This window comes from Amycolatopsis australiensis, from assembly GCF_900119165.1.
Taxonomy (GTDB): Bacteria; Actinomycetota; Actinomycetes; order Mycobacteriales; family Pseudonocardiaceae; genus Amycolatopsis; species Amycolatopsis australiensis.
The window spans coordinates 6,753,161-6,774,187 of record NZ_FPJG01000006.1 but is presented as its reverse complement, the minus strand read 5'-3'; the positions used below and the strand labels follow the sequence as shown (position 1 = coordinate 6,774,187).

General features: G+C 72.7%; 23 protein-coding genes. 12 read left to right on the top strand and 11 right to left on the bottom strand.

What is annotated here, in order from left to right; genetic code table 11:
- From BT341_RS32990 to BT341_RS32980, 3 genes are read right to left on the bottom strand one after another with little or no spacing between them, the layout of a single operon-like run.
- Positions 1 to 720, bottom strand: coding sequence for an SDR family oxidoreductase (locus tag BT341_RS32990; RefSeq protein ID WP_072479966.1), 720 nt, complete (start codon positions 718 to 720; stop codon positions 1 to 3).
- Positions 717 to 1,580 (bottom strand): oxidoreductase, encoded by an 864-nt coding sequence (locus tag BT341_RS32985; RefSeq protein ID WP_072479965.1) that lies wholly within the window; start codon positions 1,578 to 1,580, stop codon positions 717 to 719. The genes BT341_RS32990 and BT341_RS32985 overlap by 4 nt, the downstream gene beginning before the upstream one ends.
- 30 nt (positions 1,581 to 1,610) lie before the next feature.
- On the bottom strand, positions 1,611 to 2,429 hold the full coding sequence (locus BT341_RS32980) for a helix-turn-helix transcriptional regulator (protein WP_072479964.1): 819 nt from the start codon (positions 2,427 to 2,429) through the stop codon (positions 1,611 to 1,613).
- Positions 2,430 to 2,583: 154 nt separating this feature from the next.
- On the opposite strand from BT341_RS32980, the gene BT341_RS47485 reads away from it, so the two are divergent.
- The gene (locus BT341_RS47485; RefSeq protein ID WP_072479963.1) at positions 2,584 to 4,812 is read left to right on the top strand and encodes an extracellular catalytic domain type 1 short-chain-length polyhydroxyalkanoate depolymerase; all 2,229 of its coding nucleotides are present in this window, start codon (positions 2,584 to 2,586) and stop codon (positions 4,810 to 4,812) included.
- Here the strand turns inward: BT341_RS47485 and BT341_RS32970 are convergent.
- Positions 4,809 to 5,309: a methylated-DNA--[protein]-cysteine S-methyltransferase gene (locus tag BT341_RS32970; protein WP_072479962.1), complete on the bottom strand. Its 501-nt coding sequence runs from the start codon at positions 5,307 to 5,309 to the stop codon at positions 4,809 to 4,811. The genes BT341_RS47485 and BT341_RS32970 overlap by 4 nt on opposite strands.
- An 80-nt stretch (positions 5,310 to 5,389) precedes the next feature.
- Here BT341_RS32970 and BT341_RS32965 point away from each other — a divergent pair, with 80 nt between their 5' ends.
- Positions 5,390 to 5,602, top strand: a complete 213-nt coding sequence (locus tag BT341_RS32965) for a hypothetical protein (RefSeq protein WP_072482314.1) — start codon at positions 5,390 to 5,392, stop codon at positions 5,600 to 5,602.
- Positions 5,603 to 5,730: 128 nt separating this feature from the next.
- Here BT341_RS32965 and BT341_RS32960 read toward each other — a convergent pair whose 3' ends face one another.
- Positions 5,731 to 6,243 carry an ATP-binding protein gene (locus tag BT341_RS32960; protein ID WP_245805198.1) on the bottom strand — a complete coding sequence of 171 codons (513 nt, stop codon included), beginning with the start codon at positions 6,241 to 6,243 and terminating at the stop codon, positions 5,731 to 5,733.
- Positions 6,244 to 6,477: 234 nt separating this feature from the next.
- Between BT341_RS32960 and rho the strand changes: the two genes are divergently transcribed.
- Positions 6,478 to 7,539, top strand: coding sequence for a transcription termination factor Rho (rho, locus tag BT341_RS32955; RefSeq protein WP_072479960.1), 1,062 nt, complete (start codon positions 6,478 to 6,480; stop codon positions 7,537 to 7,539).
- An 18-nt stretch (positions 7,540 to 7,557) separates the two neighbouring features.
- Here rho and BT341_RS32950 read toward each other — a convergent pair whose 3' ends face one another.
- The gene (locus tag BT341_RS32950; RefSeq protein ID WP_072479959.1) at positions 7,558 to 7,836 is read right to left on the bottom strand and encodes a hypothetical protein; all 279 of its coding nucleotides are present in this window, start codon (positions 7,834 to 7,836) and stop codon (positions 7,558 to 7,560) included.
- 203 nt (positions 7,837 to 8,039) lie between these two features.
- On the opposite strand from BT341_RS32950, the gene BT341_RS32945 reads away from it, so the two are divergent.
- Positions 8,040 to 8,981, top strand: coding sequence for a PrsW family intramembrane metalloprotease (locus BT341_RS32945; RefSeq protein ID WP_072479958.1), 942 nt, complete (start codon positions 8,040 to 8,042; stop codon positions 8,979 to 8,981).
- Positions 8,982 to 9,318: 337 nt separating this feature from the next.
- On the opposite strand, the gene BT341_RS32940 is transcribed toward BT341_RS32945, so the two are convergent.
- The 3 genes from BT341_RS32940 to BT341_RS32930 form a co-directional block, all read right to left on the bottom strand.
- Complete coding sequence (locus BT341_RS32940) at positions 9,319 to 9,519, bottom strand: DUF3072 domain-containing protein (protein WP_072479957.1); 201 nt, start codon at positions 9,517 to 9,519, stop codon at positions 9,319 to 9,321.
- A 66-nt stretch (positions 9,520 to 9,585) separates the two neighbouring features.
- Entirely contained in the window at positions 9,586 to 10,008 is a 423-nt protein-coding gene (locus tag BT341_RS32935) for a hypothetical protein (protein WP_072479956.1), read from the bottom strand.
- 55 nt (positions 10,009 to 10,063) lie between these two features.
- Complete coding sequence (locus BT341_RS32930; protein ID WP_072479955.1) at positions 10,064 to 11,116, bottom strand: C40 family peptidase; 1,053 nt, start codon at positions 11,114 to 11,116, stop codon at positions 10,064 to 10,066.
- A gap of 410 nt (positions 11,117 to 11,526) precedes the next feature.
- On the opposite strand from BT341_RS32930, the gene BT341_RS32925 reads away from it, so the two are divergent.
- Complete coding sequence (locus BT341_RS32925; RefSeq protein ID WP_072479954.1) at positions 11,527 to 12,357, top strand: peptidoglycan-binding domain-containing protein; 831 nt, start codon at positions 11,527 to 11,529, stop codon at positions 12,355 to 12,357.
- 83 nt (positions 12,358 to 12,440) lie between these two features.
- Positions 12,441 to 13,259: an LLM class flavin-dependent oxidoreductase gene (locus BT341_RS32920; protein WP_072479953.1), complete on the top strand. Its 819-nt coding sequence runs from the start codon at positions 12,441 to 12,443 to the stop codon at positions 13,257 to 13,259.
- On the opposite strand, the gene BT341_RS32915 is transcribed toward BT341_RS32920, so the two are convergent.
- Positions 13,213 to 14,157: a threonine/serine dehydratase gene (locus tag BT341_RS32915; RefSeq protein ID WP_072479952.1), complete on the bottom strand. Its 945-nt coding sequence runs from the start codon at positions 14,155 to 14,157 to the stop codon at positions 13,213 to 13,215. The genes BT341_RS32920 and BT341_RS32915 overlap by 47 nt on opposite strands.
- Positions 14,158 to 14,241: 84 nt before the next feature.
- On the opposite strand from BT341_RS32915, the gene BT341_RS32910 reads away from it, so the two are divergent.
- Complete coding sequence (locus BT341_RS32910; RefSeq protein WP_072479951.1) at positions 14,242 to 15,165, top strand: LysR family transcriptional regulator; 924 nt, start codon at positions 14,242 to 14,244, stop codon at positions 15,163 to 15,165.
- On the opposite strand, the gene BT341_RS32905 is transcribed toward BT341_RS32910, so the two are convergent.
- Positions 15,116 to 16,039 (bottom strand): LysR family transcriptional regulator, encoded by a 924-nt coding sequence (locus BT341_RS32905; RefSeq protein ID WP_072479950.1) that lies wholly within the window; start codon positions 16,037 to 16,039, stop codon positions 15,116 to 15,118. The genes BT341_RS32910 and BT341_RS32905 overlap by 50 nt on opposite strands.
- 73 nt (positions 16,040 to 16,112) lie before the next feature.
- On the opposite strand from BT341_RS32905, the gene BT341_RS32900 reads away from it, so the two are divergent.
- The 5 genes from BT341_RS32900 to BT341_RS32880 are packed head-to-tail and all read left to right on the top strand — an operon-like array spanning position 16,113 to position 21,027.
- Positions 16,113 to 17,036, top strand: a complete 924-nt coding sequence (locus tag BT341_RS32900; protein ID WP_072479949.1) for a DMT family transporter — start codon at positions 16,113 to 16,115, stop codon at positions 17,034 to 17,036.
- Positions 17,037 to 17,046: 10 nt separating this feature from the next.
- Positions 17,047 to 17,943 (top strand): NAD(P)H-binding protein, encoded by an 897-nt coding sequence (locus BT341_RS32895; protein ID WP_072479948.1) that lies wholly within the window; start codon positions 17,047 to 17,049, stop codon positions 17,941 to 17,943.
- Positions 17,940 to 18,662, top strand: a complete 723-nt coding sequence (locus BT341_RS32890) for a CPBP family intramembrane glutamic endopeptidase (protein ID WP_177328960.1) — start codon at positions 17,940 to 17,942, stop codon at positions 18,660 to 18,662. Before BT341_RS32895 ends, BT341_RS32890 begins: the two co-directional genes overlap by 4 nt.
- Entirely contained in the window at positions 18,614 to 20,401 is a 1,788-nt protein-coding gene (locus BT341_RS32885; RefSeq protein ID WP_072479947.1) for a glycoside hydrolase family 76 protein, read from the top strand. The genes BT341_RS32890 and BT341_RS32885 overlap by 49 nt, the downstream gene beginning before the upstream one ends.
- A gap of 23 nt (positions 20,402 to 20,424) precedes the next feature.
- Positions 20,425 to 21,027, top strand: a complete 603-nt coding sequence (locus BT341_RS32880; RefSeq protein ID WP_072482313.1) for a SecDF P1 head subdomain-containing protein — start codon at positions 20,425 to 20,427, stop codon at positions 21,025 to 21,027.

The following is a 21,027-nucleotide window of genomic DNA, read 5'->3' as shown; positions in this document are numbered from 1 at the left end:
CTACCGTTGCGTGGTGGGCCGCACGACGACTTCGTTGACGTCGACGCCGTCCGGCTGCCCGATGGCGTAGGAGACGGCCCCGGCGATGACGTCGGACGGCAGGGTCACCGCGCGGTAGCTGCGCATCGCGTCCCGGGCGCCTTCGTCGGTGATGCTGTCGGCCAGCTCGGATTCGGTGACCCCCGGCGAGACCGTCGTGACGCGGATGCCGGGTTCCGCCTCCAGCCGCAGGCCTTCGGTGATCGCCCGGGCGGCGTACTTCGTCCCGCAGTAGACGGCCGCCGTGGGCACGACTTGGTGCGCGCCGGTGGAGGCGATCGTCACGAAGTGGCCGGACCCCTGCCGCCGGAAGTGGGGGAGTGCGGCCGCGATCCCGTGGAGCAGCCCGCGGACGTTGACGTCGATCATCCGGTCCCACTCGTCGACGAGCAGGGCGTCCAAACGCGACAACGGCATCACGCCGGCGTTGGCGACGAAGACGTCGAGCCGGCCGTGCGCGGCGACAGCGGCGTCGGCGAAGGCGGCCACCTCGGCCCGGTCGGTGACGTCGAGGCGGTGCACGTCGGCGGTGCCGCCGGCGTCGCGGATCTCCTTCGCCAGCGCGGTGAGGCGGTCTTCGCGCCGGGCACCGAGCACGACGTGGTGGCCTTCGCGGGCCAGCCGCAGCGCGGTCGCGTGGCCGATACCGCTGCTGGCCCCGGTGATGAGGACGGTCTTCACCGGGTTCCTTCCGGGAAGTCGGCGCCGAGGGTGACCTCGCGCCAGGCGTCGAAGGCGGTGCGCAGCGTGTCGAGCCGCGCGGTGGCGATGTCGTAGGCCGCCTTGCCGAGCAGCAGCCGCAGGGGCGGTTCGCCGGCGCCGACGGCGGTGAGGATCGCTTCGGCCGCGCGGACCGGGTCGCCCGGCTGGTGGCCGTAGGTCGCGGTGGTCGCCGCGCGCCGGGCGCCGGCGGTCTCCGCGTAGTCGTCGATGCGGACGGCCGACTGCCGCATCGAGGGTCCGGACCAGTTCGTGCGGAACGCGGCAGGCTCCACGATGGTCACCTTGATCCCCAGCGGCGCCACTTCGGCGGCCAGCGACTCGGAAAGCCCTTCCACGGCGAACTTCGTCGCGTGGTAGTAGCCGGTCGCGCCGAAGGCGGCGAGCCCGCCGAGGGACGAGACGTTCACGACGTGCCCGCTGCGCCGGGCCCGCATGCCCGGCAGCACCGCGCGGGTGACGTCGGCGAGGCCGAACACGTTCGTGTCGAACAGCCGCCGGACCTCCTCGTCCTCGCCTTCTTCGACCGCGGCGAGATAGCCGTAGCCGGCGTTGTTGACCAGGACGTCGATCCGGCCGAACGCGGTTTCCGCCCGCTTCACGGCGTCGACGACCTGCGCGTGGTCGGTGACGTCGAGCGGCAGGGCCAGTGCGCGCTCGCCGTGGGCGGCGGCGAGGTCCGCGACCTGGGCCGGGTCGCGGGCGGTGACGACCGCCCGCAGGCCGCGGCCGAGCACGGCTTCGGCCACCGCCCGGCCGAGGCCGGTCGAGCAGCCGGTGATGAACCAGACAGCGTTTTCGGGCACGACGAAGTACTCCATCCATTGTGGATTGACGGGGAAAGGGTTCGGTCAGCCGGCGGCGAGGCTGCCGAGCAGCCGGAGCGCGGCTTCGGACGTGCTGCCCGGCTCGGCCTGGTAGACGACCAGCTGCTGGCCGGGTGCGCTGTTCACGGTCAGCGCCTCGTAGCTGAGGACCAGCTCGCCGACCTGCGGGTGGTGGAACCGCTTGGTCTCGTGGGTCTTCTGCCGGATGTCGTGGCGGCCCCACAGGCGGCGGAAGTCCGCGCTCTTGACCGACAGCTCGCCGACCGTCTCGACGAGCCGCGGGTCGTCCGGATCGATTCCCGCGGCCGCACGCAGGCCGCCGACCGTGTTGACCGCGACGCGCTCCCAGTCCGGGTAGAACTCGCGCGCGTCCGGGTCGAGGAACACCAGCCGGACCAGGTCACCGCTGTGGGTGTGGCCGGCGAACAGCGCCTCGCCCAGCGCGTTGTGCGCCAGGACCTCGAGGCAGCGGCCGAGCACGAGCGCGGGCGTGTCCGGCCAGCGGTCCATCAGGCGCAGCAGGTTCGGGCTGACCTGCTCCCGCCGCCGCGGGCGGCGGCGCGCGGGCGCCGGACGCGCCAGCCGGTGCAGGTGGGCGGTGGCGTCGTCGTCCAGCGCCAGCCCGTGCGCCAGCGCGGCCACGACCTGCCCGGACGGGCGCCGCTCCCGGCCCTGCTCCAGCCGGACGTAGTAGTCCGTGCTGACGCCGGCCAGCAGGGCGACCTCCTCCCGGCGCAGGCCCGCGACCCGGCGTGACCCGCCGCCGGGCAGGCCGAGGTCCTCGGGCCGCACCTGCTCCCGGCGGGCCCGGAGGAACTCCCCGAGCGCGTTTCCTTCAGCCATGATCCGAGGCTAACCCGGATCCGCCGCGGTTGGGTGGCCGCGCCGCACCCACCCTCGAACGGGTCCGAAACATCTCGATAATCGTTGACCGCCCCGGGCCCGCGAACGAACCATCATCGCAGTTCCTCTCCTGCCCCCGGAAAGGATTCCCCGAGTGCGACGACTCCTCACCGCCCTCCTCGCCGCCGTGCTGCCGATCGCCGCCGCGATCGTGCTGATCGCCGCGCAACCCGCGTCGGCAGCCACGTTGACGCGGGTGACGGGCTTCGGCGACAACCCCAGCAACCTCAACATGTACGTCTACGTCCCGGACCGGGTCGCGGCCCGGCCGGCGCTGCTGGTCGCGATCCACTACTGCACCGGTTCGGCGTCGGCGGTGTTCAACGGCTACGCGCGCGACTACGTCACCGCGGCCGACCAGTACGGGTACGTGATCGTGTTCCCGGAGGCCACGCGCAGCGGGCAGTGCTTCGACGTGTCTTCGCCGCAGGCGCTCACCCGCGGCGGCGGCAGCGACCCGGTCGGCATCCTGTCGATGGTCGGCTACGCCAAGCAGCACTACAACGTCGACCCGGGCCGGGTGTACGTCACCGGGTTCTCCTCGGGCGCGATGATGACGAACGTGCTCGCGGCCGAGTACCCCGACGTGTTCGCCGCGGGCTCGGCGTTCATGGGCGTGCCCGCGGGCTGCTTCGCCACCACCGACGGGTCGAGCTGGAACAGCCAGTGCGCCAACGGGCAGATCACGAAGACCCCGCAGCAGTGGGGCGACCAGGCCCGCCAGATGAGCGGCGGGCGCAGCGGCCCGTATCCGCGGATGCAGCTGTGGCACGGCACCGCCGACGACACGCTCCGCTACCCGAACTTCGGCGAGGAGATCAAGCAGTGGACCAACTTGCGCGGCGTGAGCCAGACGCCGTCGTCGACCGATTCCCCGCAGTCCGGGTGGACGCGCACCCGCTACGGCGGCACCGGGACCCAGGCGCCGGTCGAGGGCATCAGCGTCCAGGGCGCCGGGCATGTGCTGCCGCAGAACGGGATGGTGCAGTACGCGATCGCGTTCCTCGGCCTGAACAGCGGCGGTGACAGCACTTCCACGCCGCCGCCGGCCACGACGACGTCCGCCCCGCCCGCCGGAAGCACGCTGGGCGGTGCCGCGGCCCGCACCGGCCGGTACTTCGGCACCGCCGTCTCGGCGAGCAAGCTCTCGGACTCGGTGTACACCGGCATCCTGAGCCGCGAGTTCACCATGATCACGCCCGAGAACGAGATGAAGATGGACGCGACCGAGCCGAACCAGAACCAGTTCAGCTACGCGAACGCCGACCGGATCGTCGACCAGGCCACGAGCCAGGGCGCGCGGCTGCGCGGGCACACGCTGGCCTGGTACTCGCAGCAGCCCGGCTGGATGCAGAGCATGGAGGGCACCGCGCTGCGGCAGGCGATGCTCAACCACATCACCCAGGTCGCGGGCCACTACCGCGGCAAGATCTACGCCTGGGACGTCGTGAACGAAGCGTTCGCCGACGGCGGCTCGGGCGCCCGGCGCGACTCGAACCTGCAGCGCACCGGCGACGACTGGATCGAGGCGGCGTTCCGCGCCGCGCGGGCGGCCGACCCGGGCGCGAAGCTCTGCTACAACGACTACAACACCGACGACTGGAACCAGGCGAAGACCCAGGCGGTGTACCGCATGGTGCAGGACTTCAAGTCCCGCGGCGTGCCCATCGACTGCGTCGGCTTCCAGTCGCACTTCAACAGCAACAGCCCGGTGCCGTCGAACTACCGGACCACGTTGCAGAACTTCGCGGACTTGGGCGTGGACGTCCAGATCACCGAGCTGGACATCGAAGGTTCGGGCACCACGCAGGCGGACAACTTCCGGACCGTCACGCAGGCGTGCCTCGCGGTGCCGCGGTGCACCGGGATGACGGTGTGGGGCATCCGGGACACGGACTCGTGGCGCGCGTCGGCGACGCCGCTGCTCTTCGACGGCAACGGCCAGAAGAAGGCCGCCTACACCGCGGTGCTCGACGCGCTGAACAACGGCGCCCCGCCGGACGGCGGCACGACCACCACCACACCGCCGGCGACCACCACGACACCGCCGTCCGGCGGCTGCACGGCGGCCTACGCCAAGACGGCGGAGTGGAACGTCGGCTTCAACGGCCAGGTCACGGTGTCCGGCACGAACACCTGGGTGCTGACGATCACCTTCCACGCGCCCCAGAAGGTGATCGGCAGCTGGAACTACACGGGCACCTGGGACAGCACCGGGTACGTGCTGACCGCACGGCCCAACGGCAGCGGCAACGTCATCGGGTTCACCGTCCAGCACGGCGGGAACCTGACGGACCCGACCGTGACCTGCGCGGTGGGCTAGAACAGGCGGCCGACCTCGTCCGCGGGCGGTTCTTCCAGGCTGAGGAGGAACCGCTTGCGGGCGAGGCCGCCGGCGTACCCGGTCAGGCCGCCGCTGGTGCCGACGACGCGGTGGCACGGCACGACGATGCTGATCGGGTTCCAGCCGTTGGCGTTCCCGACGGCCTGCGCGGCACCGGGATCGCCCAGCTCGGCGGCCAGCTGCCCGTACGTGCGCGTCTCGCCGTACGGGATCTTCGTCAGCAGCGCCCAGACCTGCTTTTCGAACGCCGAGCCGCGGGGCGCGAGTTCGAGGTCGAACTCGCGCCGCGTGCCCGCGAAGTACTCGCCGAGCTGCTGGACGACGGCTTCGAAGCCGTCGTCCACGCGCGGACCCAGGTCGGTGACGCGAGGTGTGCGCAGGTGGCCGTCGAAGTACAGCCCGATGAGCGCGGCGCCGTCGCCGACCAGGGTCAGCGGACCGACCGGGGACGCGACGACGGTGTGGCGGACACTCATGCCGCCAGCGTACGCAGCGGGCACCGGGCACGCGTGAGGCAGTGCGAAAACTGTCGGTGGTGGCGGCTAGCCTCATGGCCATGAACACCGACGACGCGACGGTCCCGGCGGACCAGCTGACGAAGGGCCAGTGGTTCTGGCACGAGCCCGCGCCGGGTCTGCCGGCGTGGCCACTGCAGGTGAACTCGGCGGAGCTGCTGGAGGACTCCGTCGAGATCTTCACCACCGATGAGGAGCGGGAGCTGGTTTCCTATCCGCGGAACCGGATGGTCCGGCTGGCTAGGGCGGCTTGAGGGGGTTTCGAGGGGGGTGAGGGATGTGCTTTTGCCGCCGTTCGGCAAGCACCCCTCGCCTGCCGTCTTCGCGACCCCGCCGGGGTAACCGATTTCCCAGGCAGGCGTGCGCAGGCCGGGTGCGTGGCTCAGGCCGGGGTCTTTTCCCTCAGCGCCGCCGGGCGCCACGTCATGCGGACCGTTGTTCCTTGGCCGCCCGTGTCGATGTCCGACTGGTCCGTCACCTTGTCGATCAGCACCAGTCCGCGGCCACCCGACGTGCGCAACCCTGCCTTGTGCGGGCGCGTCGCCGGGATTCCGCAGCCCGTGTCCGTCACCGTCACGGTCAGGGCGTCACCCGTTCGAGTTGCCTGCAGACGGGCCCAGCCGTGGCCGTCCGGGTAGGCGTGGGCCGCCACGTTCGCCAATGCCTCGTACGTCGCCAGCGTGATGTCGTGCAGGATGGCCGGGTCCAGCGGCAACCCGTCCAGCCAGCCGATCAGCTTGCGGCGCAGCCCGGCCATCTCGTTCGGCAGCGCCGGTGCGAGCTCTTCGAACCTCGAGGCGACCGCGGTGCCGGCGGTACGGGCCGCGGTCCCGGTTTGCTCGTCCTCGGCGCTTTCCCCGGTATCGACGCCAGAGTCCGGGCTATGTCGATACACGATCCGCTCCCATCGTCGGTAGCACCTTCTTGGTTCCACTTGTGGGCTACCCACCGCCACGTGGTCTAACCCGTTGTGCTTTCGCCGGCGTCGCGCTACCGTGAAGATGCTCCTCGCGGATGCCGGCCCGTCGGCCGCCCGGAGGAAGCTCCCCGGGATCCAGGCCGATCGGCCTCTTCCTTCCTTTCCGGCTTCGCCTTCCGCGCGCGCCGGTCACCTCATCGGGAGACACCCATGTCTTTTCACGGAATCCTTGACGTATCCGCAAAATCCGCCTTCGTCCGGACCGGCTACCGGCCGGCCCCCGACGACGTCGTCCTTCCGCTTTCCTTCGTCCGCAAGCACAAACTGCGTCCCGGCGACGAAATCACCGGCACCACCGAGCGGCTCACCAGCGTCAACGGCGCCGACCCGGCCGAGCCGCGGCCGTTCTTCGGCGACCTGGTGCCGGTCCACCCCGACCGGCGCCTGCTGCTCGAAACGACGCCGACGTTGCTGCTGCCGCGCGTCATCGACCTCGCCACCCCCCTCGGCAAAGGCCAGCGCGCGCTGGTCGTTTCCCCGCCCAAGGCCGGGAAAACCACGGTGCTGCGCGACATCGGCCACGGCATCTCGGTCAACCACCCGGAATGCCGGCTGATGGTGCTGCTCGCCGACGAACGGCCGGAGGAGGTCACCGAACTGCGCCGGACCGTGCGGGGCGAGGTGATCGCGTCCACTTTCGACCGTCCGCCCGCCGAACACGTCGCGGTGGCGGAACTGGCCGTCGAGCGGGCGAAACGCCTGGTGGAGCGCGGCGAAGACGTCGTGCTGCTGCTCGACTCGCTCACCCGCCTCGGCCGCGCGTACAACCTTTCGGCACGCCCGTCGGGCCGCACGCTGTCCGGCGGCGTCGACGCGGCCGCGTTGCAGCCGATGAAGCGCATCCTCGGCGCGGCGCGCAACCTCGAAGGCGGCGGCTCGCTGACGATCGTCGCGTCGGCGCTGGTGGAGACCGGTTCGCTGGCTGACACGGTGTTCTTCGAGGAGCTGAAGAGCACCGGCAACGCCGAACTGAAACTCGACCGCAGGACGGCCGAGCGCCGCGTGTTCCCGGCGGTCGACCTGCCGGCATCCGGCACCCGGCGCGAAGAACTCCTGGTCACGCCCGGCGAACTCGCCGCGATGCGCGACGTCCGCCGCGCGCTGGCGGGCCCGAACGCCATCGAGCAGCTGCTGGACCAGCTGCGCAAGACGGGATCCAACGCCGAGTTCCTGCTCCGCGTCACGGGTGCCGGGCTGGCGCAAGCTGCCTGACGCGCACGGCCCAGCCCGTCACCGGGGCGGCTGGTAGGGGGTGGCGACCGGGTAGGACGGCCGTTCGGGCTCCCGGTTCAGGGTGGCGACGAGAAAGCCGAGCCCGACAACGGTGACGACAAGGGGAGCGGCCCCGGGAGCCCCGGCCCACCACCCGACCCCGGCTGCGGCGACGAGCCAGGCGACGACGAGAGTGCGCTTGGCGGTGCGGGGATAGGGCTTCGGCAGCTCCCGGAGGGTGGAAGCGCCGAGCACGAGCAGCCCGGCGAGAGCGACGAGCAGCACGGTCAGGTACACGGGATGTCCTCCTTCGGGGAGTCGGGCATCTGGGATGGGGATACCCATCCGGCACGCGGGCACGCCGTGGCGCCGAGCACAGCGCGGCTTGCTCTCGTGCATGAGCCGCGGTGCGACCGCGGCTGAATCTGCCTGTGGTTCGCCTGAGAACGCCCGTCGTGCGATCGGGTGCGGGATGGGCCTGGGCGGGGCACAGTACCTGCATGGCTTTTCCGTCCGCTCCGTCCCCGGCCCGGGTGCGGCCACGCCGGGTCTGGCTGCGCATGTTCCTCGTCGGTGCGCTGCTCTGGGTGCTCGCCGTAGTCGTCACCTTCGTGACCGGCAACCCCAACCTCGTGCCCACGGTCGTGCTGCTCGGCAGTTTTCTCGTGCCCGTCACGTTCGTCGCCTGGGCGTTCGGGCGGCGGCGGACCGGTGAGGTGACCGCCGAACTGCTGTTCAGCACCTTCGTCGCCGGTGGGGTGCTCGGCGTGCTGGCGGCGTCGCTGCTCGAGTCGTACCTGCTGCATCCGTCGCCGTGGCTGTTCGGCGGGGTGGGACTGATCGAAGAAGCGGTCAAGCTGGCCGTGCTGGCGGTGCTGACGCGCCACCTGCGGGTGAAGTTCGCCGGCGACGGCCTGGTGCTGGGCGCCGCGGTCGGGTTCGGCTTCGCGGCGTTCGAGTCGGCCGGGTACGCGTTCACGGCGCTGTTCACCGAGCGTGGCCTTTCCCTGATGGACCTGGTCCAGACGGAGCTGCTGCGCGGCGTACTGGCCCCGGTGGGCCACGGCCTGTGGACGGCCATCCTCGGCGGCGTGCTGTTTTCGGCGAGCGACCACCGGCACTTCGCCCTGACGCTGCGGCTGCTGTTGAGCTACGTGGGGGTGTCGGTGCTGCACGCGCTGTGGGACTCGATGCACGGCATCGCGCTGGTGCTGACGCTCCTGCTGACGGGCACGCGGTGGCAGTACATCCAGCTGGAGCAGGGCTACCAGCCCCAGCCGACACCACTGCAGGCGGACGTGTTCACGGCACTGTCGTGGGGCGGCCTGGCGGTGGTGTCCCTGATCGGGATCGCCTGGCTGCTGGCGGTCCGAGCCCGGGCCCGCCGAGGCGAGCAGGAGGCAGCGGTGCTGTGGCGCATCCCGGCAGGCCGGCCCCGCTGACGGGGCAGGACGCGCCGCAGGCCGGGCCGCGAGCCACGGCGCGGGAGGCCGCGGACGTGATTGCGCGAGGCGGCCGCGGCGCGGGATGGGCGTGGCGGCGTGCCGGAAGGGCGCGGGGTCGGGAAGTCGCGCGGGCTGTGGGAAAGGCTGCGGCGGCGCAGGACGGGCGCGGCGGCGTGCCGGAAGGGCGCGGGTCGCGCGGGCTGTGGGAAAGGCCGCGGAGGCGCAGGAAGGGCGCGGAAGGAGGAAGCCGCGGAGCTGCAGGGCAACCGCTCCCGACCCCATCCGCCCGCCCTGCCCCGGAACCCCTCTGCCGCGGGGCTAAACCGCCGAGCCCTCAGGCGCCCCGGCCGGTAACACGCTGCAACTCGTCGATCCGCGCCGAAGCCTCCGCCTTCGTCAGATCGTCCGGCACCTCCTCACCGGCCTCCTGGGCCAGCGTCTGCAGGTACGACTTCTGCGGCCCCGTCATCGGCTCGTCGCCCGTCGTCCACTCGCTCGGGTCCTTCTCCGGGTTCGGCTCCACCTGGTCCGCCATCACTCCTCCATTCGAACGTCTGTTCGGCTACCGTCGACTCTAGCGCAGGGGTCCGGCGATCGCCGGTCACGGACCCGCCGGCGGGGTGCTCGGGCGGCCCGCCTCGTGGCCCGGGCGCCCGTGGGTGCGGCGGTCGTCCTTCATCTGCTGTTCGTGCAGGTGGCGGCGGCCGTCCGTCAGGTCGGCCAGCAGGTTCCGCTCGAAGTCGCGGCAGCTCTTGTAGTAGCCGTCGTCGTACTCCTCGACCACCTGGAACGTCCACCGATCGGGTAACACGTTCCGCCCGATCAGTTCCTCGGTCAGCTGCCGTGCCCAGTCCGCGTGGCCGGCTTTTTCCAGCTTCTCCACGGCTTCGCCGAGCGCCAGGTCCGCGCTGCCGGTCAGCTGGTGGAACGAATAGAGGTGCCCGCGGGCACGCTCGATCGTCTCGAGCGCTTCGGTCACCTTGCCGACGGCCTCGACCGTCGCTGCGTCGTAGTTGTCGACCATGCGCGGAAAGTGCCCCGTTCCGCGCTTTCTACACTTCGCGGAACGGGGCACCGGTTCACGCCGTGGGCCGCGTCGCCCCCGCGTACTCGCTCAGCAGCGGCGAAATCTTGACGACGTCGCCGCTGGTCGGGGCGTGCACCATCTTGCCGTCGCCGATGTACATCCCGATGTGGGACACGGGGGAGTAGTACGCGACCAGGTCGCCCGGCTGCAGCTGGTCGCGCGACACCGGCGTGCCGAAGCCCGCCTGCGCCGCCGACGTCCGGGGCAGCGAGATCCCGGCCTGCTTGTAGGCCCACTGCATCAGGCCCGAGCAGTCGAACGTGCTCGGCCCGGTGGCACCCCAGACGTAGGCGCTGCCGAGCTTGCTCAGCGCCGCGTCGACCGCCTTCTGCGCCGCCGCGCTGGGCGCCTTGACCGTCGGCGCCGCGCCGCCCGTGTCCTTCTGGGCGGCCTTGTCGGTGCTGCTGAGGTTCCGGCTCTGCGCCTCGATCTGGTCGATCTGGGCCTGCAGGTTCTTCTTCTTGGCTTCGATGTCCGACGCCAGCTTCGCCGCCGCGTCGCGGGCGTCCTGCGCCCGCTTCGCCGCGTCGGTCGCCGACTTCTCGGCCGCCGCGGCCTTGTCCGCCGCTCCGGTGAGGTTGTCCATCGCGGCGTTCTTGTGGGTCGCGATGACCTCGAGGGCCGAGGAGCGGTCCAGGAAGTCCTGAGTGGACGTTCCGGCCAGCAGGGCCGACAGCTTGTTCATCGCGACGCCGCTGGTGAACGACGCGCCGGCGAACTTGTCGACCTCCGTCTGGTACTTCTGCTTCGCCTCGGCGGCCTGGGCGCCGGCGTTCTTCGCGGCGGTGACGTCGGCGTTGGCCTTGTCGAGCTCTGCCTGCTTGGCGGTCAGGTCGTCCTGGGCCCGGAGCAGGTCCTCGTTGAGCTTCTCGGCCTGTGCCGCCAGCTCGCGGTACTTGGCGAGGGCGTCCGACCCGGTGGGCGGCGCCTGCAGGACGGGGACGGGGGCGGCGGTGGCCGTCGGCTGGGCCACGGTGACCACGGTGATCACCGCGGCCGCGGCGAGGGCACCTGACACCACGCGCTTGACGGGATGCGAATGCATTCTCGCGCGGGTCTCCTTTGCTGTTCGGCCGCCTTCGGGTACCGGAGGGCGAGTCGGGGGCCTCGCCCGTACCCGGCGCGTGCTCGACCGCAACACGAAAGGCACGCGGTGGGTCCGGTACCCGGGGGAGGGGTATCGGCGGCGATCTCGCGTCGCCGTCTCATCGACGACCGGGGGCCGCGAGATCTCGAACAGGTTACGAAACGAGCACGGGCACGTCCAGTGCGGGCTCGACGCAACTCTGTGTAACCGAAAGAAATCCGCCTGGACCAGTGACGACCGGATCGTGTGTGGCTGGGATTACACGACGTCACGGCCTCGGGAGCGGTCGAATGCCGCTTTGTACGTCCCTTGTATCCGGTCCGGTGATCGTGGTGGCCGCCAGCGATTCCGACGAGTGGAGGACAGGGATGTTCACGAAGGCCGCCGTCCTGACGGCACTCACCGCGGCGGCGTTCGCCGTGGCCGCACCGGCCCAGGCCGAGCCCGTGACCACGACGGCGCTGCCCACGGCGAACATGGAGGCCGTGCTGAAGGCGGCACAGATCGACCCGCGCCGCGCCGACGACACGCAGACGCCGGGCGCGCACGACAGCGTCCTGCTCGTCGAGCAGGCGCTGCAGGCCAAGGGGCTGCTCGCCGCCCAGTACGTCGACGGCTACTTCGGCACCACCACGATCGCCGCCTACTCGCAGTACCAGAAGTCGCTGGGCTACACCGGGATCGACGCGTCCGGCCTGCCCGGCAAGACGTCGCTGGAGAAGCTGGGCGAGGGCCGGTACACGGTCACCAACCCGGTCTCGGCCGGCAGCCACGTGACCTACCACGGCGTCACGCTCAACACGCGCACCAAGGCGATGCTGGTGGCCGCCGAGGGTCTCTTCGGCTCGTCGGTCAGCCTGACGCAGGGCTCGTACAACCCGGGCGGTGTCGACGCTTCGGCCGGCACGCACGACGGCGGCGGCGCGATGGACATCTCGGTGTCCAACCTGTCCTCGACGAGCCGCACCACCCTGCTCAAGGCCCTGCGCAAGGTCGGCTTCGCGGCCTGGCTGCGCACGCCCGCGCAGGGCTTCGCCTACCACATCCACGCGATGGCGATCTCCGATCCGGACCTGTCCTCGGGCGCGCAGCACCAGACCGGCGACTACTACCTGGGCATGAACGGCCTCGCCGGCCGCGGCGCCGACGACGGCCCGTCGGTGCCGAAGGTCACCTGGGAGGAATACCAGCGCGGCTGATCCGGACCCGCGCCCGGCCGTGGTGGCACGGCCGGGCGCACCGGTGGTTTGATCGGAAGCACCGACACAGTGGGGGTGCGCTCATGGCGAAGAAGCCGTTCCGGTTCGGCGTGGTGGCCGCGGCGTCCGAAGGGGGCGCCAAGTGGCTCCAGACCGCGCGCCGCGCGGAGGAGCTCGGCTACTCGACGCTGCTCTGCCCGGACAACCTCAACCTGCCGACCCCGACCGCGGCGCTCGCGGCCGCCGCGGCGGCGACGAGCGAGCTGCGCGTCGGCTCCTTCGTCTTCGCCAGCCCGCTGCGCACCGCGCGGGCCGCGGCGTGGGAAGCCCACAGCCTGACCGTGGTGACCGGCGGCCGGTTCGAGCTCGGCCTCGGCACCGGGCTGCCGACCATGCGGCAGCAGGCCGAGGAGCTCGGCCTGCCCTACGGCTCCGGCCAGGAGCGCCTCGACGCGATCTCCGAGACGATCGACCACGTCCGGCGGCTCGACGGCGACGGGCACACGCCCGTGATGGTCGCCGCCGGCGGCCCGAAGGCGCGCAAGCTCGCCGGCGCCAAGGCCGACGTCGTGACGCTCGCCGGTGGCGTGCTGACCACCCGCGAGGAGATGGCGGGCTACGCCGAGGAGATCCGCGCGGCGGCCGGCGGGCGGGACATCGAGCTGGCGCTCAACATCTTCGTCGTCGGCGAGCAGGTGCCGCCGTGGATCCGCGGCTTCATCGGCGTCGACGCCGAGACCCTCATCGAGCACGACTCGCTGACCATCATCCGCGGCAGCGCGGACGCCATGGCCGAAGAGCTGGAACGCCGGCGCGAGGAGCTGGGCGTGTCCTACGTCAGCGTCAACGGCGCGTTCATCGAGGAGTTCGCGCCGCTGGTGGAGCGGCTGACGGGGAAGTGAGCGTCGCCGGGTCGGTGTTGGCGCCGCACAGCAGTACGGCGACGCGCTCCCCGGGCGCGGGCCGGTAGGCGCCCCCGAGCAGAGCGGCGAACGCCGTCGCCCCGCCGGGCTCGACGGCCAGCCGGTAACGGTCCCACAGCGCCGCCCGCGCTTCGACGATCGTGGCGTCGTCCACCAGCACCGAGCCGGCCTCCGTGCGGGTGGCGACGGCGAAGGCGATGTCGCCGAGCCGGGTCGCGCCGAGGGAGTCCGCGGCGACGCCGGACACCTCGACCGGCACCGGCTCGCCCGCGGCCAGTGCCGCGTTCAGCGTCGGCGCCGAGCGCGGTTCGACGCCGACCACCCGGGCCCGGCCTTCGACCGCCGCCGCGATCCCGGCCAGCAGCCCACCGCCGCCGACCGCGACCAGGACCGTGTCGACGCCGCCGGTCTGCGCGAGCAGCTCCAGGGCGGCCGTTCCCTGGCCGGCGCAGATCTCGGGCTGGTCGTAGGCGTGGCAGAAGAGCGCGCCGCGCTCGGCCGCGTCCTTCACCGCCGCGTCGTAGGCGTCCGCGTACTTCTCGCCGACCAGCTCGACGGCGGCGCCCAGCTGCCGCAGCTTCGCCACCTTGACCGCGGGCGCGTTCGCCGGGACGTAGACCCGCGCCGTCACCCCGAACTCGCGCGCGGCGTAGGCGACGGCGAGCCCGGCGTTGCCGCCCGACGCGGCCACGACCCCGGCCGCCGAAAGCGCACCCGCGGCGATGATCCGGTTGAACGCCCCACGGGCCTTGAAGGACCCGGTGTGCTGCAGCTGTTCGAGCTTGAACCACACGCCGCCGTCGGCGAACACCGGTGTCCGGCGGACCCGGCCCTCGATCCGCGCGGCGGCCCGCTCGACATCGGAAGCGCTGATCATGGGCCCAGCATGCACGCGAACGGCCGTAAGCACCAGCGACGTCTCCTATGCTGGCATTAGCAACGCTTACGGCTGGAGGTCCACGTGCTCGACGCCCACCGCCTGGCCCTGCTCGCCGAAGTGGCGCACGCCGGGTCGATCGCCGGGGCGGCCCAGCGGCTGTCCTTCACGCCGTCCGCCGTCTCGCAGCAGGTGGCGAAGCTCGAACGCGACGTCGGCGCGCCCGTGCTGCACCGCAACCCGCGCGGGGTCACGCTCACACCGGTCGGCGAGGCGCTGCTCAGCCACGCCGAGACCATCGTCGGAGAGCTGCGCACGGCCGAGCGGACGGTCCGCGCCTTGCTGGCCGAGGAGCCCGCCCAGCTCACCGTCGGGACGTTCGCGAGCGCGGGCATGACGCTCGTGCCCGCCGCCCTCGCCGGGTTCCGCCGCGACCACCCCGCGGTCGCGCTGCGGCTGCTGGACCTGGAACCGCCCGACGGCTACGGCCTGGTCCGCTCCCGCGACCTCGACCTGCTGATCACCCACCGGTATCCCGGCACGCCGCTGCCCGACCCGCGTGGGCTCGAGCGGTCGCTGCTGTGCTCGGAGCGGTTCCGGCTGGTCCTGCCGGCCGGCCACCCCCTGGCGCGCCTCCGCCGGCTCACGCTGCGGGCCCTCGCCGGCGAGGACTGGATCTCCGGCAGCCCGGGCGTGCCCAACCGCGTCTGCCTCGAGGAGCTCGCCGCCGCCGCCGGAATCCGGCTGACCGTCGCCTACGAAACCCGCGACTACCAGGTCATCCTCGCGCTGGTCGAGGCCGGCCTCGGCGTCGCGTACGTGCCGGAAAGCGTGCTCGGGCGGGCTGGGCCGACGCGGATCGAGGTGCGCGACGCCGCCGACGCGCGGCCGGCGCGGGACATCTTCCTGGTCCACCACCGCCGTCCGGGCAAGCTCGTGACGGAGATGGCCGACCGGCTCAGCCGACCGGCCGGGCGGCGGTCTCGTAACTCGCCGAGGCGGCCTTGAGCGCGTCCAGGCACGCCCGCACGGCCCCGTGGTCCTCTTCGCCTGCCCGGCAGATCGCGTAGATGGTGCGCGTGAGGGCGGGGCGTGTCGTCAGGATGCGCACGCCGTCCGGCAGCCGCTCCCGGGCCAGCCGGGGCACCAGCGCCGCGCCGGCGTTGCCCGCCACCAGCGCCAGCTGCGTCGGGTAGCTGCCGACCGTGCAGCTGATCCGGGGCTCCAGCCGCTGCTTGCGCAGCACCTGCAGCAGCCATTCGTAGCAGCCGGAACCCAGGCTCCAGCCGATCCACGGCAGATCGTCCACTTCGGACAGGTCGGCGGTCTTGCGGTGCGCCAGCCGGTGTCCGGCGGGCAAAGCGAGGTCGGCGACGTCGGAGAACAGCGCGATCCGCGTCGTCGACGGCGGGATGACCGTCGGCCGGTCCGCCCAGCTCTCCAGCACCGCGACGTCGAGGTCGCCGGCCAGCACGCGGGGCATCGTCTGCTCCGCCTCGCCTTCGTGCAGGGTCACCTCCAGCCGCGGGTGCCGGTCGGCGAGGGTGGCCAGCGCCGGCGGCAGCAGCGCGTGCACGGTCGTCGGGATCGCGCCGATCCGCAGCGGCCCGATGACGTCCTCGCGCAGCAGCTCCAGGTCCGCCTTGGCCTCGGCGACCTGCGCCAGGATCCGCTCGGCGTGCCCGGCCAGCACCTGGCCCGCCTTGGTCAGCCGGACGCCGCGGCCGCGCGGTTCGAGCAGCCGCTGCCCGGCTTCCCGCTCCAGCTTCGCCAGCTGCTGGGACACCCCGGACGGCGTGACGTGCAGGGACGTGGCCGCCGCGGCGACCGAGCCCTGGGTGGCGACGGCGTGCAGCGCACGCAGCCGGTCGAGGCCGAACACAGTAGTAATGCTACCGAATTTCGCGCAGAAACATTCGCTTGTCCTTGACAGTCGCGGCCCGCACGCTGGAGAGGTGACCACGACCGCGTCCCACCCCGCCAAGACCGCCATGGCGTTCACCGAACGCTTCGACCCACGGCTGCTCGCCGCGCTCGGCAGCTTCTGCATCTCGCTGTCGTCGGTCTTCATCAAGGTCTCGCACGCCAGCGGCAGCACGAGCGCGTTCTGGCGGTGCCTGCTGGCCCTGCCGGTGCTGCTCCTGCTCGCCGCGCGGGAACGGCGGAGCCCGGGGCCGCGGCGCGTGCTGCTGCCGCTGCTGGCCGGGGTCGGTCTCGGGCTGGACTTCGTGCTGTGGGGCGAGGCGATCCCGCGGGTCGGCGCCGGCGTCGCGACCGTCCTGCTCGCCGTGCAGGTGATCATCGTGCCGCTGCTCGCCTTCGCGTTCCTGCGGGAACGGCCGGCGAAGCGGTTCCTGCTGGCCGTGCCCGTCCTGCTCGGCGGGGTCGTGCTGGCCGGCGGGTTCGCCGGCACCGGCTCCTTCGGGCCCGACCCGGTCACCGGCGCCGTCGCGGCCATGCTGGCCGGCGCCGGGTACGCCGGCTACCTCTTCCTGATCCGGCTGAGCGGCGGCGCGGGCTCGCAGGCGCAGTCCCTCGTGCTGGCGACGCTGTCGGCCGGCGTGGTCGCCGTCGCCCTCGGGGTGCCGACCGGCACGCTCGACTTCACGCCGGACCCGCGCACGTTCGGGTGGCTGGCCGCGCTCGCGCTCGTCGGCCAGCTGGCCGGCTGGACGCTCATCTCCGCCGCGCTGCCCCGGATGTCCGCCACCGCCGGCGCCACGCTGATGCTGCTGCAGCCGGTCGGCGCGGTGCTGCTGGGCATCGTGCTGCTCGGGGAGACGCCGAGCGCGCTGCAGCTGGTGGGGTGCGCGGGCGTGGTCGCCGCGGTCTGCTTCGCCGGGAACGGACGTTCTGCGGACCGGCGGAGCCCCGGCTAACGTCGCCGGTATGCGCGTGCTGGTGGCCGGGGCTTCGGGGTTCGTCGGCAGCCGGTTGTGCCGCGCGCTGGAAGCGGCCGGCCACGACGTTCTCGCCATGACCCGCCATCCCGCGAAATACGCCGGGGCCGGGAAAGCCGTCCGCGGTGACGTCGCCGACGCGCACTCCCTGCGTGAGGCGCTCGAGAACGCCGAAGCCGCCTACTACCTGGTGCATTCGCTGGACAGCGCGGACTTCAAGCGCCGCGACGCCGACGCGGCCCGCGCGTTCGCCCGGGCGGCGGCGGACGCGCGCCTGCGCCGGATCGTCTACCTGGGCGGCCTCGGCGACGACGGTGACGCGTTGTCGGAGCACCTGGCCAGCCGCCGCGAGGTCGAACGGCTGCTCGCGGAGACCGGCGTGCCGGTGACCGTGCTGCGCGCCGGGATCGTCGTCGGGCACGGCGGGACGTCGTGGGAGCTGACCCGCCAGCTGGTCGAGCACCTCCCGGCCATGGTCACCCCGCGCTGGGTCGGCACGCGCACGCAGCCGATCGCGGTCGCCGACGTCGTCCGCTACCTCGTGGCCGTGCTCGACCACCCGGCCGCCGAGGGGCGGACGTTCGAGATCGGCGGCCCGGAGGTGCTGGCCTACCGGGACATGCTGCAGCGGCTGGCGGCGATCGAAGGCAGGCCGCTGGTGATCGTGCCGGTGCCGCTGCTTTCGCCGCGGCTGTCGTCGTACTGGCTTTCCCTGGTCACCGACATCGACGTGCCGACCGGGCGGGCGCTGATCGATTCGATGGCGAACGAGGTCGTCGTGCGCGACGACTCGATCCGCGAGATCGCCGGCTTCGAGCCGATGGACTACGACGAAGCCGTCCTGCGGGCGCTGGGCGAGCGGGCGAAGAGCAGGCGGACGGCGTGAGGAAGACGGTCCTGGCCGCCATCACGGCATTCGGGTCGGGCCTGCTCGGCGCGTCGCTGGCCAGCCGTCCCGGCTCGCGGCGGTTCCACGCGCTCACCGCGTCGGTCGCCGCGACGTGGTTCGCCGGGGCAGGGCGGGTGCCGCGGGGCCGCCGGGACGTCGTCCAGCCGGTGGCCGCGGGGGCGGGCGCGTTCGGCGTGTTCTACGGCGGTGCCCTGGTGGCCCGGCACATCCCGCCGCTGCGCCGGGCGATCACGGGCGTGCTCGACCACGCCCACCGCGGGTCGACGCCGTCGGTCGCCGCGACGGCGCTGGTCACCGGCGTGGCGGAGGAGGTCTTCTTCCGCGGCGCGCTCTACGACGCGTTCGGGGCGCGCGGCGCCACGGCGGTGTACGTCCTGTCCACCGCGGCGACCCGGAATCCTGCGCTGGTGCTGGCTTCCGCGGTGATGGGGACGGTGTTCGCGTGGCAGCGCCACCGGTCCGGCGGAGTACAGGCACCGCTGCTGACGCACGTCACCTGGTCGGCGCTGATGCTCGCCGTCATGCCCCGGCTCTTCCCGCCCGCGCCTCAGTCGGTTCTTGTCCGGAACGCGTCAGAACCGGACAGAAACCTTCGCCGCGCCACGCGGTGTTCCTATCCTGGGACGAAACCCGTGCGTGGAGAGGGATGTCGGTGCGGACATTGCTCGTGCTGCTGCTCGTGTTCGGTTCCCTGACCCCGATGCCCGCCGCCGCGGCGGACACCGCGGTGTGCGTCACCGCGTGCGACACGCTCGATCCGTCGCGGGCCGCACGGGAGAGCTTTCCCTTGCCGGACAAGGTGATCAACGGCCGCGTGCTGCGGTTGCACGCCTCGGACCCGGACGGGATGGCGTGGGCCGGCATCGACAACGGCGTTCCCGGGGACGCCGTGTGGCTCGACCGCTCCTGGGACGGCGGTGCCACCTGGGACGGCCTGCTGGGCAAGGCGAGCATCCCCGGCACGTGGACCGGCACCCGCACGCTGATGTACAACCTCACCGATCCCGCGCACCACCGCCGCGGCCTGGTGCGTGCCTGCGGTGACGCGCAGGCGGTCGGCTGCACGGCGTGGATCTACCCGGACGTCTGCGACGCGGCCTGCGACCGGACCGCGCCGGCCGCGGGGGACAGCCGGCCGGTGGCGCCGGCGACGCTCTTCGGCCGCACCATCCGCCTGCACTTCGACGGCCGCGGCATGGCGTGGGCGGGGATCGATTCGGGCGGCCCCGGTGACGAGATCTGGCTCGACCGCTCCTGGGACGCCGGGGCGAGCTGGCCGGACGGCTCGTCGCTGGGCCGCACGAGCGTGCCCGCGGGCGCGACCGGCACGCAGACCGCGGCCTTCGCGACGCGCGATCCCCGGGGCCGCCTCTACGGCGGCGCGGTCCGGGCGTGCGGCCGGGAAGCCACGCACGCGCAGGGGAGCTGCACGGCCTGGGCCCGTCCGGCGGTGACTCGCGCGGCCGGGGCGCTCGACGCGCTGATGTGGTCCTACGACCCGTACACCGCGTGGTGGCCCTCGAGCTGGTGGAACTCCGCGGTCGCGGTGACGGCGGTGGCCGACGCGGGCGGGTCCGAGGCGGCGCTGGCGCGCACCTTCGACGTCAACCGCGTGGCTTTCCCGGCCGGGGCAAGGAGTTCCGACGCGATCGACGGCGACTTCGTCAGCCGGGCCGTCGACGACAGCGCGTGGTGGGGTCTGGCCTGGGTCGCCGTCTACGACCGCACCCACGACCCGCGTTACCTCGCCGAGGCGACGACGATCGCGAACTACGTCCACGGGTTCTGGGACACCGGCTCCTGCGGCGGCGGCGTGTGGTGGAACCGCGAGCGGACGTACAAGAACGCCGTCACGGCCGGACTGTACCTGCGGTTGACCGCGTCGCTGCACCGGCGGATCGCCGGTGACACCGTGTGGGGGCAGTGGGCGAAGACGGCCGGGGACTGGTACCTCGCCAGCGGGCTGGTCAACTCCGCCGGCCTGGTCAACGACGGCCTGACGGCTTCGTGCGCCAACAACGGCCAGACGGTCTGGACCTACAACCAGGGCCTCGGCATCGGCGGGCTGCTGGAGCTGTGGCGCGCCACCGGCATCCCGTCCTATCTGGACGCCGCGAGGCGGCTCGCGGACGCGGCGATGGCGCGGCTGACCGACGGCGGCGTGCTCGTCGAGTCGTGCGACCTCGGCACGGGATCGTGCGACGACAACCAGAAGCAGTTCAAGGGCATCTTCATGCGCTACTTCGGCGACCTGGCCACGGCGACGGGCTCGGCCGCCTACCTCGCGTTCGCGAGAAGGCAGGCGGACGCGCTGTGGGCGGGCGACCGTGACTCGCTGAACCGGATCGGCCAGCGCTGGACCGGCACCGCGCCGAACGTCACGGACTGGCGTACCCAGGCCTCGGGGCTGGAAGCGATCCTGGCGGCCGGGTAGGGCTGCGGGGGAGAATGACCGCCGTGCGGATCCTCCTGCTCGCGGCCGTCGCCGTGCTCGTCGCCGGGTGCCAGACCGAGGTCGCGGGTCAGGCGACGCCCACCGGGTTCGTCGTCAAGGACGGCACGCTGCTGCGGTTCCGGCCGGTACTGGCCGCGCTGCCGGCGGGGCCGCCGTCCGGTCCGGCGGCCGAGCGGCAGAGCGCCGACCCGGCCACGCAGCGGGCCGCGGCGCAGGCGCTCGACTGCGCGGCGGACCGGCCGGACCCGCTCGACGGCCGCGACGACCCGGCGCTGCCGCTGGTCGGCTGCGACCGCGCGGACGGCACGAAGTACGTCCTCGGCCCCGGGTTCCTCAGCGGCGCCGACGTGAGCCGCGTGGCCGCGCACCCCGACCCGGCGACGGGCGGCTCGGTCATCGACCTCAGCTTCACCGCCGAGGGCGCGCGGACGTGGGCGGAGTGGACCGGGCAGAACGTCGGCAAGCAGGTCGCGATGGTGCTGAAGAGCCGGGTGCTGACCGCGCCGGTCGTGCAGTCCGCCATCACCGGCGGGGAAACGCAGATCGCCGGGAAGTTCACCCTGGCGGAGGCGCGGCAGCTGGCTCGCGACATCGCCGGGGGCTGA

Bases quoted from the DNA above. Each gene is read 5' to 3' on its own strand.
- BT341_RS32985 (WP_072479965.1), bottom strand. From the start codon at position 1,580: ATGGAGTACTTCGTCGTGCCCGAAAACGCTGTCTGGTTCATCACCGGC.
- BT341_RS32980 (WP_072479964.1), bottom strand. From the start codon at position 2,429: ATGGCTGAAGGAAACGCGCTCGGGGAGTTCCTCCGGGCCCGCCGGGAG.
- BT341_RS32970 (WP_072479962.1), bottom strand. From the start codon at position 5,309: ATGAGTGTCCGCCACACCGTCGTCGCGTCCCCGGTCGGTCCGCTGACC.
- BT341_RS32965 (WP_072482314.1), top strand. From the start codon at position 5,390: ATGAACACCGACGACGCGACGGTCCCGGCGGACCAGCTGACGAAGGGC.
- rho (WP_072479960.1), top strand. From the start codon at position 6,478: ATGTCTTTTCACGGAATCCTTGACGTATCCGCAAAATCCGCCTTCGTC.
- BT341_RS32945 (WP_072479958.1), top strand. From the start codon at position 8,040: ATGGCTTTTCCGTCCGCTCCGTCCCCGGCCCGGGTGCGGCCACGCCGG.
- BT341_RS32940 (WP_072479957.1), bottom strand. From the start codon at position 9,519: ATGGCGGACCAGGTGGAGCCGAACCCGGAGAAGGACCCGAGCGAGTGG.
- BT341_RS32935 (WP_072479956.1), bottom strand. From the start codon at position 10,008: ATGGTCGACAACTACGACGCAGCGACGGTCGAGGCCGTCGGCAAGGTG.
- BT341_RS32930 (WP_072479955.1), bottom strand. From the start codon at position 11,116: ATGCATTCGCATCCCGTCAAGCGCGTGGTGTCAGGTGCCCTCGCCGCG.
- BT341_RS32925 (WP_072479954.1), top strand. From the start codon at position 11,527: ATGTTCACGAAGGCCGCCGTCCTGACGGCACTCACCGCGGCGGCGTTC.
- BT341_RS32920 (WP_072479953.1), top strand. From the start codon at position 12,441: ATGGCGAAGAAGCCGTTCCGGTTCGGCGTGGTGGCCGCGGCGTCCGAA.
- BT341_RS32915 (WP_072479952.1), bottom strand. From the start codon at position 14,157: ATGATCAGCGCTTCCGATGTCGAGCGGGCCGCCGCGCGGATCGAGGGC.
- BT341_RS32895 (WP_072479948.1), top strand. From the start codon at position 17,047: ATGCGCGTGCTGGTGGCCGGGGCTTCGGGGTTCGTCGGCAGCCGGTTG.
- BT341_RS32885 (WP_072479947.1), top strand. From the start codon at position 18,614: ATGTCGGTGCGGACATTGCTCGTGCTGCTGCTCGTGTTCGGTTCCCTG.